This is a genomic window from Vibrio rhodolitus, from assembly GCF_003350325.1.
Lineage (GTDB): Bacteria > Pseudomonadota > Gammaproteobacteria > Enterobacterales > Vibrionaceae > Vibrio > Vibrio rhodolitus.
On the sequence record NZ_QLYZ01000032.1, the window covers coordinates 21,614 to 31,468 of the forward strand.

Annotated in this window: 9 protein-coding genes; 6 read left to right on the forward strand and 3 right to left on the reverse strand. The window is 46.5% G+C overall.

The window, feature by feature from the left end; translation table 11 throughout:
• The first annotated feature begins 9 nt into the window (after window positions 1-9).
• The 6 genes from rsgA (at window position 10) to DPF93_RS20335 (ending at window position 7,772) form a co-directional block, all read left to right on the forward strand.
• Window positions 10-1,065 (forward strand): small ribosomal subunit biogenesis GTPase RsgA, encoded by a 1,056-nt coding sequence (rsgA, locus tag DPF93_RS20310; RefSeq protein ID WP_114767848.1) that lies wholly within the window; start codon window positions 10-12, stop codon window positions 1,063-1,065.
• A 109-nt stretch (window positions 1,066-1,174) separates the two neighbouring features.
• On the forward strand, window positions 1,175-2,041 hold the full coding sequence (gene asd, locus DPF93_RS20315; RefSeq protein ID WP_114767849.1) for an archaetidylserine decarboxylase: 867 nt from the start codon (window positions 1,175-1,177) through the stop codon (window positions 2,039-2,041).
• A 173-nt stretch (window positions 2,042-2,214) separates the two neighbouring features.
• The gene (locus DPF93_RS20320) at window positions 2,215-3,618 is read left to right on the forward strand and encodes an SLC13 family permease (RefSeq protein ID WP_114767850.1); all 1,404 of its coding nucleotides are present in this window, start codon (window positions 2,215-2,217) and stop codon (window positions 3,616-3,618) included.
• A 152-nt stretch (window positions 3,619-3,770) separates the two neighbouring features.
• On the forward strand, window positions 3,771-4,658 hold the full coding sequence (locus DPF93_RS20325) for a DMT family transporter (protein WP_114767851.1): 888 nt from the start codon (window positions 3,771-3,773) through the stop codon (window positions 4,656-4,658).
• A 269-nt stretch (window positions 4,659-4,927) separates the two neighbouring features.
• Window positions 4,928-6,460, forward strand: a complete 1,533-nt coding sequence (gene gpmM / locus DPF93_RS20330; RefSeq protein ID WP_114767852.1) for a 2,3-bisphosphoglycerate-independent phosphoglycerate mutase — start codon at window positions 4,928-4,930, stop codon at window positions 6,458-6,460.
• A gap of 223 nt (window positions 6,461-6,683) precedes the next feature.
• On the forward strand, window positions 6,684-7,772 hold the full coding sequence (locus tag DPF93_RS20335; protein ID WP_425275318.1) for a murein hydrolase activator EnvC family protein: 1,089 nt from the start codon (window positions 6,684-6,686) through the stop codon (window positions 7,770-7,772).
• A 54-nt stretch (window positions 7,773-7,826) separates the two neighbouring features.
• On the opposite strand, the gene DPF93_RS20340 is transcribed toward DPF93_RS20335, so the two are convergent.
• The 3 genes from DPF93_RS20340 to DPF93_RS20350 form a co-directional block, all read right to left on the reverse strand.
• A complete protein-coding gene (locus DPF93_RS20340; RefSeq protein ID WP_114767854.1) occupies window positions 7,827-8,783 on the reverse strand; it encodes a DHH family phosphoesterase in 957 nt (318 codons plus the stop codon).
• Window positions 8,784-8,894: 111 nt separating this feature from the next.
• The gene (locus DPF93_RS20345) at window positions 8,895-9,530 is read right to left on the reverse strand and encodes a TetR/AcrR family transcriptional regulator (RefSeq protein WP_114767855.1); all 636 of its coding nucleotides are present in this window, start codon (window positions 9,528-9,530) and stop codon (window positions 8,895-8,897) included.
• A gap of 118 nt (window positions 9,531-9,648) precedes the next feature.
• Window positions 9,649-9,855 (reverse strand): integrase core domain-containing protein (locus DPF93_RS20350; RefSeq protein ID WP_164675314.1); only part of this gene is annotated, 207 nt, incomplete at its 5' end.

Sequence of the window (9,855 nt, forward strand, 5' to 3'; positions counted from 1 at the left end):
TAGATCATCGTGGCAAAACAGAAAAAGCTAACTAAAGGTCAGGTACGACGCGTTCGTAGTAATCAAAAACGCAAGCTAACCAAAGAAGAGAGTGTCCAGTGGGACGAGTCTATGCTGGGTGGCACTAAATCCGGTTTAGTCATCACTCGTTTCGGTCAGCACGCAGATATTGAAGATAGCGAAAGCGGCGAGATCCATCGTTGTAACTTGCGTCGTGGTATCGAAACGCTTGTCTCCGGCGACCGAGTAATTTGGCGTGCCGGTCTTGAATCAATGTACGGTATTTCAGGCGTGGTTGAAGCGGTTGAGCCTCGCAGCTCTGTGCTTACCCGACCAGATTACTATGACGGTTTAAAGCCTGTTGCGGCAAACATCGATCAAATGGTGATTGTCTCATCAGTCCTACCTGAGCTATCACTCAATATCATCGATCGCTACTTAGTCGCATCAGAGACCCTGGGCATCTCCCCATTGATCGTGTTGAACAAAGTCGACTTGCTGGAAGACGAGCAACGTAACACTTACCGTGAGTGGCTCAGCGAATACGAGCGTATTGGCTACAAAGTGCTGTTGGTAAGCAAACAGTCTGGTGAAGGCATCGCTGAGTTAGAAACTGCCTTGCATGGGCGCATTAACATTTTTGTCGGTCAATCTGGGGTAGGTAAATCCAGCCTAGTTAACGCCCTAATGCCAGAGTTAGACGTTGAAGAAGGCGCCATTTCTGAAAACTCGGGACTGGGTCAACACACGACCACTGCAGCACGTCTTTACCATATCCCTTCAGGTGGTGATCTGATTGACTCTCCTGGGGTGCGTGAGTTTGGTTTATGGCACTTAGAAGCCGAAGAAGTCACCAAAGCATTTGTCGAGTTCAAACCTTACTTAGGTGGCTGTAAGTTCCGAGACTGTAAACACCTTGATGATCCAGGTTGTATCTTACGTGAAGCGGTAGAAAACGGCGACGTGAGCGAAGTGCGTTTTGAAAACTACCACCGCATCCTTGAAAGCATGACGGAAAACAAAGCCAATCGACAGTATTCACGCAGTAAGAAAGCGGATCTGTAACGCACTGCGACAGGACAAGCATCAGCAAGTGCTGACATTTGCTGATTTTTTAAGTAACATCTCGCGCCCAAAAGTTTGAAACAGATAATTAACATTGGAATTAAACACAATGGATAAGATTAAAGTTAGACTGCAATACTGGATTCCTCAGCATGGTTTAACTCGCCTAGTTGGTAAGTTAGCGTCAGCTAAAGCTGGCGGTCTGACCACCGCGATCATTCGTTGGTTCATCAAGCAATACAACGTTAACATGGATGAAGCGCTGCACACCGATCCTGCTTACTTTAAGACATTCAATGAATTCTTTGTCCGTGAGCTAAAAGAAGGTGCACGCCCAATTGCTGACGGTGAGCATATCATCACGCACCCAGCGGATGCGTGCGTGAGCCAATTTGGTCCAATCCAAGATGGCAAGCTGATTCAAGCTAAAGGTCACGATTACACGGCACTTGAGCTGCTTGGCGGTGACGAGCAATTAGCGCAAGAGTTTGCAGATGGTGAGTTTGCAACTTTGTACCTATCACCACGCGATTACCACCGTGTGCACATGCCATGTGATGGTACGCTACGCCAGATGATTTACGTACCGGGCGATCTATTCTCAGTAAACCCATTAACAGCTGAAAACGTGCCAAACCTATTTGCACGTAACGAGCGAGTGGTATGTATCTTTGATACTGAGTTTGGTCCTATGGCTCAGGTACTGGTTGGTGCAACGATTGTTGGCAGCATCGAGCAAGTTTGGGCAGGCACAGTAACGCCACCACGCGGCAACACTGTACACCGTTGGGATTACCCAGCAGAGGGTGATAAAGCGGTTGTGCTGAAAAAAGGTGAAGAAATGGGTCGCTTCAAACTTGGTTCAACGGTGATTAACCTATTTGCCAAAGATAGCATCCAATTCGATGCATCGATGCAGCTAGGTGAACCAACCGTTATGGGCACCCCTTACGCGCAGCGTCAAAGCGCGGAATAACACGCCAGTAAATGATTTATCAATCCCTGACTTGTTCAGGGATTTTTTTGACCCGCGACAAGATTCCTGCAACATTTTTTACGTTTTTGTAAAACTCAAACCTTAGTCTAAGACCCTAATTTGATTATCTTTTAAGCTGTGCTTTCCTCTTGAATTGGAAGGTCTGCTCGCCTATGAAAAAAATTCATTCCGGCACCATAATTCGGCTACTGATCTGCTTTGGGCTTCCGCTCGCAGTGTTATTTATGCCAATTGATTCCATCCCAATCGACGACTTAACTCTTATTCAACATCGACTTCTGGCTATTTTTCTTCTCGCCGCCCTGCTTTGGGTATTAGAACCCGTTCCGGTTTTTGCCACTTCCATTCTGATCATTGCCTTAGAGCTGATCATGATTTCCGATAAAGGCTTGCACCTATTTCGCAATCCACCCGCCGGGCATGATTTAGGCGAATTGATCGCTTACACCGATATTTTTAGCGCCTTCTCCTCACCGATCATCATCTTATTTATGGGCGGCTTTGCCTTGGCGATCTCCGCCTCTAAATATGAACTGGACAACAACCTTGCGCGCGTATTACTTAAACCCTTTGGTACCCAGCCCAAGTACATCATGTTGGGCTTAATGCTGATCACCGCGGTGTTCTCGATGTTTATGTCCAATACCGCGACCACTGTAATGATGCTGGCGTTGCTCGGGCCGATTGTGGCGTCTGCGCCCAAAGGGGATTTAGGGATTAAAGCCTTAGTGCTGTGTATTCCTATTGCAGCTAATACCGGGGGTATTGCCACCCCTATTGGTACACCACCAAACGCCATTGCCTTGCAATATTTAACCGGTGAAAACAGTATCGACTTCCTTTCTTGGATGATGATGGGCTTACCTTTTGTGGTTGTGCAATTGACGATTGCGTGGTTTTTGTTGCAGAAACTGTTTCCATCACAGCAAGAGAAAATGGTGCTCAAACTCAATGGTAAGTTCCAAAAGAATTGGCGCGCGATAGTGGTATACGCCACCTTCGCGATTACCATTTTGATGTGGATGACCACTAAGCTGCATGGCATGAACACCTATGTGGTTTCGATTATTCCTCTAGCGGTGTTTACCTTAACCGGCATTATGGGCAAAGAAGAGCTTAAGCTTATCAACTGGGATGTATTATGGTTGGTGGCCGGTGGTATCGCGATTGGTATTGCATTGGACAAAACCGGGCTTGCTTCGGCTCTTGCTCATGCGATTGACTATGAGTCACTCTCGCCAACTGCGGTGATCATTACCATGTCGTTGGTATGTTGGTTAATGGCCAACTTTATGTCCAATACCGCCACCGCCAACTTATTAATGCCGATAGCAGCAGCCATCGGCGTTTCAATGCAAACGCTGGATATGCAAAACCTGCTGGTTGTGGTGGCTTTCTCCGCTTCACTCGGGATGATTCTCCCAGTATCAACACCGCCTAACTCACTTGCCTACTCAACTGGGCTGATTGAGAGCAAAGACATGGCGAAAACGGGCGTCATTATCGGCGTGATCGGCTTGTCGATTGTCTATATGGCAAACTGGATCCTCACCTAAGCGCCCCTTTACGCCCCTCAATAACAGTAAGCAAAGCGGCGCAATTTGCCCTTTGCTTACTGCTCTAAATCAGGCATATTGTCCCTTCTCTGTACACCACTGATGGTGTGCATACCGCAATTTAATCAACTCGGTCAAGGATGAAATCAAGCATGGGCTATGAATGGCTCGCTCTGTTTGCGGCATTAATGTGGGCGTTTTCCAGTGTTCTTTCTGTGATCCCCGCGAAGCATTTGGGCAGTTTTGCCTACAGTCGTTGGCGTATGGGCTGTGCCAGCACGATTTTAGCCACCATGGCGCTGATGACCGGTGGTTGGTCAACCGTGACCATGCCCGCGGTCAGTGCGATGATACTCTCAGGGCTAATTGGTATTTTTATTGGCGATACCGCACTTTTTGCCTGCTTAAACCGCATGGGACCACGACAATCTGGTCTACTATTTTCCTGCCACGCGGTGTTTTCTACTCTTCTCGGCTATTTTCTCTTCAGTGAAGCAATGACATCGTTTGAGCTTTTGGGTGGCGCTTTGGTGTTCTCTGGCGTGGTCTTGGCGATCTTTTTTGGTCGCCGAGGACAAAGCCATAATCAATTGGAAAAGGTACAAGGCAGAGTTGGGGTTGGTATTGCGCTCGGATTACTCGCCGCCTTATGTCAGGCATTAGGCGGCATTATTGCCAAGCCAGTTATGCAGACCGAAATTGATCCTGTTGCCGCATCAGCAATGCGGATGATGACTGCATTTGCCGCCCATTCACTCTTACTATTAAGCGGTGCACGTATCGCGAAAGCCCATCATGCTATCAACCTAAAAGTATTTAGTCTCACCGCTCTAAACGCCTTTGTTGCCATGGCTGTTGGCATGACACTGATCCTATACGCATTACAAGAAGGCAATGTCGGTATGGTCGCTCTGCTTTCTTCAACATCCCCCATCATACTGCTGCCGATACTTTGGATTTATACCAGACAAGCGCCTAATCGCTATGCATGGCTTGGGGCGATATTGGCAGTATCAGGTACGGCGATACTGGTTCAATAAGCTTTTTCTTGCGTACTAGCTATCAAAATGATTGGTTTTACCGAATTTACATTGCCCGCAAAGTGGCGAGAATAAGAGCTATTATCAGGGTAAGCTTTTGGCGAAATAGAAAATACGCTGAAAGATTGCTACGCGAAATCGCGAACAATATTTGATCTTAGCCTACAGTTTTGGTTAAAAAGTGTAGTAAAATTACGCTAGTTTTGTTTCAAGGTACTTGGGAAACTTCCCAACACCGACAGTTACTTAAATTTGACGAGGTTCAATCTATGTCTGCTAAGAAGCCTTTGGCTCTAGTTATTCTTGACGGTTACGGTCACCGTGAAGATACAGCAAATAACGCTATCGCAAATGCTAATACTCCAAACTTGGACAAGCTATTTGCTAACCACCCAAACACGCTAATCTCTGCGTCTGGTATGGATGTGGGTCTACCTGATGGTCAAATGGGTAACTCTGAAGTTGGTCATACCAACATCGGTGCTGGTCGTATCGTTTACCAAGATCTTACTCGTATTACTAAATCAATCGCTGACGGTGAGTTCGTTCAAACACCTGCGCTAGTAGAAGCAATTGACGCTGCGGTTAAAGCAGACAAAGCGGTTCACATCATGGGTCTGATGTCTCCAGGTGGTGTACACTCGCATGAAGATCACATCTATGCGGCTGTTGAAATGGCAGCTGAGCGTGGCGCTGAAAAGATCTACCTACACTGCTTCCTAGACGGTCGTGATACACCACCACGCAGCGCTGAAGGTTCACTACAACGCTTCCAAGACCTATTTGCTAAACTAGGCAAAGGTCGCGTGGCATCTCTAGTGGGTCGCTACTACGCAATGGACCGTGACAACAACTGGGATCGCGTTCAAGTTGCTTACGATCTACTAACTCAAGCAAAAGCAGAATTCACATTCGACACAGCTGTCGCTGGTCTAGAAGCAGCTTACGCTCGTGATGAAAACGATGAGTTTGTGAAAGCGACAGCAATCAAAACTGCTGATCAAGAAGATGCAATCATGCAAGATGGCGACGCGGTTATCTTCATGAACTACCGTGCTGACCGTGCACGTCAAATCACTCGTACTTTCGTACCTGGTTTTGATGGCTTCGAGCGCGCTGTATTCCCAGCAATCAACTTTGTAATGCTAACTCAATACGCAGCAGATATTCCGCTAGCAATCGCATTCCCACCAGCGTCACTAGAAAATACTTACGGTGAGTGGCTATCTAAGCAAGGTCAAACTCAGCTACGTATCTCTGAAACTGAGAAATACGCACACGTAACCTTCTTCTTCAACGGCGGTGTTGAAAACGAATTTGCAGGCGAAGAGCGTCAACTAGTGGCATCACCTAAAGTTGCAACTTACGATCTTCAACCAGAAATGAGCTCTCCAGAGCTAACTGACAAGCTAATTGCTGCGATCAAGTCTGGTAAGTACGACACTATCATCTGTAACTACCCTAACCCAGATATGGTTGGTCATACTGGTGTTTACGAAGCGGCTAAGCAAGCGATCGAAGCTATCGATGAGTGTATTGGTCGTGTAGTAGAAGCAATCAACGAAGTGGATGGTCAAATGCTGATCACTGCTGACCACGGTAACGCAGAAATGATGGTTGATCCTGAAACTGGCGGTATCCATACAGCTCACACTAACCTACCAGTACCACTAGTATACGTAGGCAGCAAGCCAGTTGAATTCGTAGAAGGCGGTAAACTGTCAGATCTAGCGCCAACTATGCTATCGCTAGCAGGTCTAGAAATCCCAGCTGAAATGTCTGGTCAAGTTATCGTTAAATAAGTTTAACCTTAGCTGATATCAACGCCCGAGCCTTGCTTGGGCGTTTTTGTTTGGTTAAAACTCAACGGCGCAATGCCAGTTTCAGCGCAAGTTTTGACTTAGCACTTTCGCCAGTTGTTTTTCTTTATGTATACTGGCAACAATTCAACCGTTAGGATAACTCGCGCTAATGACGCTCCAAGCTACATCAAGTATTCGCCGAAAAATCACCACTTTACTGGCAATGTCGGCTTGTATTGGCACCCTAGTTACACCACTCGCTTACGGCGCATCACAAAATGAGTTAACCGGGGTTAAGAACGAAATCTCTCGACAGAAACAAAACCTCACGTCACAGCAAAAGCAGCTGGATAACTTACAAAAGTCGCTCAAAGATCAAGAGCTCAGCATTAATAAGCTTGAACGTGATATTAAACAGACCAAAGTCTCTCTGACACAAACCAACAATAATATCGCGGCACTGGATGGTAAGATTGCCCAGTTGCAAACACAGAAAAAAGCGCAAAGCGAAAAGCTGATCCAATTACTGCAAACTTACTACGTTACCCAACGCGCCAAGTCTTCCGCCAATATTCTCACTCAAGGGGTGGAAGAAGATCGCATGAGCCAGTATTTTCAGCACCTTGCTAAGCAACGCGCTGAAACGATTGAGAAGTTGGAGAAAACCGTTTCTGAGCTAGAGAACAGTGAGCAGCAGTTGCAACTTGAGAAGCAGCAGATCTCACGCCTGCTCGAGCAACAAACCACCAAGCGCAACCAGCTGACCAAAGCACAGTCAGAGCGTAAAGGTACCGTCGGCAAGATCAAAAAGAGCATCTCAAGTGATAAGGTTTATTTATCTGAGCTACAACGTAATGAAGCGCGCTTAAAAGCCGAAATCGCCAAAGCAGCCAAACGAAATGCCGTGCCTATGGACGGTCTTGCACGCCAAAAAGGCAAACTTCCTTGGCCGATTCAGGGTAAGGTACTGAACAGTTACGGCTCGCGCCAAACTGGACAGATCAACTGGAAAGGTATGGTGGTGAAAGCCAACTATGGGCAATCCGTTAAAGCGGTGTACTCGGGCACTGTCGTGTTTGCTGACTACTTACGTGGCTATGGCTTAGTGGTACTGCTTGATCACGGCAAAGGCGATATGACCCTCTATGGCTTTAACCAAAGTTTATTGAAAAAAGAAGGCGATAAAGTGGTCGCCGGTGAGTCGATTGCTTTAGCTGGTGATACAGGTGGTCAAGCCCAGCCATCGCTCTACTTTGAGATTCGCCGTAACAGCAAGACCCAAGATCCCATTGCTTGGCTCAAACGTCGTTAAACCTACATCTTCGGGCGCTCACAAGAGCGCCTTTTTTGTAATCACGATAAACGGCTAACGATAGTAACCACTTACTTGAGCGATCAACTCCTCAAGCTGTGTTGGCGCAAGATGATTAATCCCACCAGCGGCTTCTCTACCACCACCAGTGACAAAACGACTGCACAGCTCACCAGCCCCTTGCTTGTTATTCAGTGGCGCTCGCAGTGAGACTGTATAGCCTTGTTGGCTATTTTCACTCAACACAAGGTGCGCTCGGCTTGGGCTCTGATTTGCCAGCCAGTTACCATAGACACCACTGATACGTCGTGACGCGGCGCTATTTGGTAGCTTAAATAGCGCAACAGAGTCATCTTGATAAGCAGCAGTCAGAGCTTGTGCTAAAGCCATATCTTGCTCATAAGCGGCGCGCAAAACATGATAAGGAGAGTCTTGCGCAGCAATAACAGCAAAAGGATCATCGTAAGCCAAAAGCGCCTCAAACAGCTTCGCAGGGTGAAAGTGCAAATCCTCGATACTCTCGCCATAACCGTTATAGTTAATTAGCGTCCCCAGTTCTTTGAGTTGCTCTGCCTGCGCAGCCGACAGCCCTGCTGCAACAGCCAGCTCATCGGCGCGGGTGATTAAGTTATCGCCATAAGCGGCAGCAATCGCCCAATGATGAAAACGTCCTTGCAGAAGTTGATCAATGATTAATGCAGTACAAGTATTAGCATCGAGATTAATGTGCGCTTCTAGATTAGCACGTTGAGGGATATCACCACTTTTATGATGATCGGCATAAAAGACCTTTACGCCGCACTCTAACGCACGCAACAAGCCTTGTTGATTGCGACTCATCGAAATATCGAGCACAGTCAGTGAGTCCTCGCTTTGCAGCGTCAGCGATTCAAGTAACTGAATATCACGTTTGACGCCCGTGACTAGCTGGGAATGCTGAGGGTTCACTAAACGAAGTTGTAGCAAAGAGATGATGCCATCAGCATCACCATTGAAAACATCATAGTGCATAACAATACTCAAATCATAAGGTTATGCTTAATCTAACCTTTGCGATATGCGGAAACAAAGAGCGAAAGGTTATAAACCCTCGCCTTCGATTATATTGCGCAGCGATTATCACTAAGCGTGCATCGCTTTAACGCCATCCTCCAGTAATTGCAATTGCTCCAAACCGGTTTGCGTTGCGCGGGGTTTGACGACAGAAATCATCTGTAGCATGCCTTGATGAATGATCTCTTCAGTGATTTGCGTCTTAGGTGACATGGCAGATTGATAGCCCAACCAGCTAGTCGCAATCAGGTGTAAGGTTCTTACTTGCGACTTCATTTCAGCAGCCGTCAAATCGAGCAGACCTAAAGAGACAAATTCCCCCATGATACTCACCAGATTGGCTTGCAGCTTCTCTTGCACGGCTATGTAGTCATCATGCAAGTCTTCATCGCGTTGCAAAATTTCCGGCAAGTTAGCGTAGAAAAAACGGTACTTCCACATCAAGGTAAAAATCGAGTTCAAGTAGCGTTTGAGCATCACTAAACTTTCTTGCTGAACAGCAATCGGCGTAAAGCGCTCTAACAGCTCATTTGAATACAGGGCGAAAATTTCGCGCACAATTTCCTGCTTGTTGCGGAAATGGTAGTAAAGATTACCCGGGCTAATATCAATATGCGCAGCGATATGATTGGTGGTGATGTTTCTTTCACCATGCTCGTTAAATAGATCCAGAGCCGCGAGGACAATTTTATCGCGCGTCTTCATGATTAGCGTATTCCTTTCAATGGGTTCGATATAAGTATAACTAACTTATCTCAAGTTACTTAAATGATATATGCACAAGTTTACCTGTCTCGTCCTAAAATACGTTGACAGTTTTATGCTAAGCCAACTGCGTTAGCAGCTGGCTTTTTTCATGAACCTCATTTGGGGTTTTCATCCCGAGGCTAAGATGTGGTCTCATATTGTTATAGATACTAATAGACTCTTTTACTAGTTGGTTGAGCTCTTTGATGTCTTGACACCTATTGAGTAGGAACTCTTGTTTTAGTATCCCATTGACTCTCTCTGCTAACGCATTCTGGTAGCA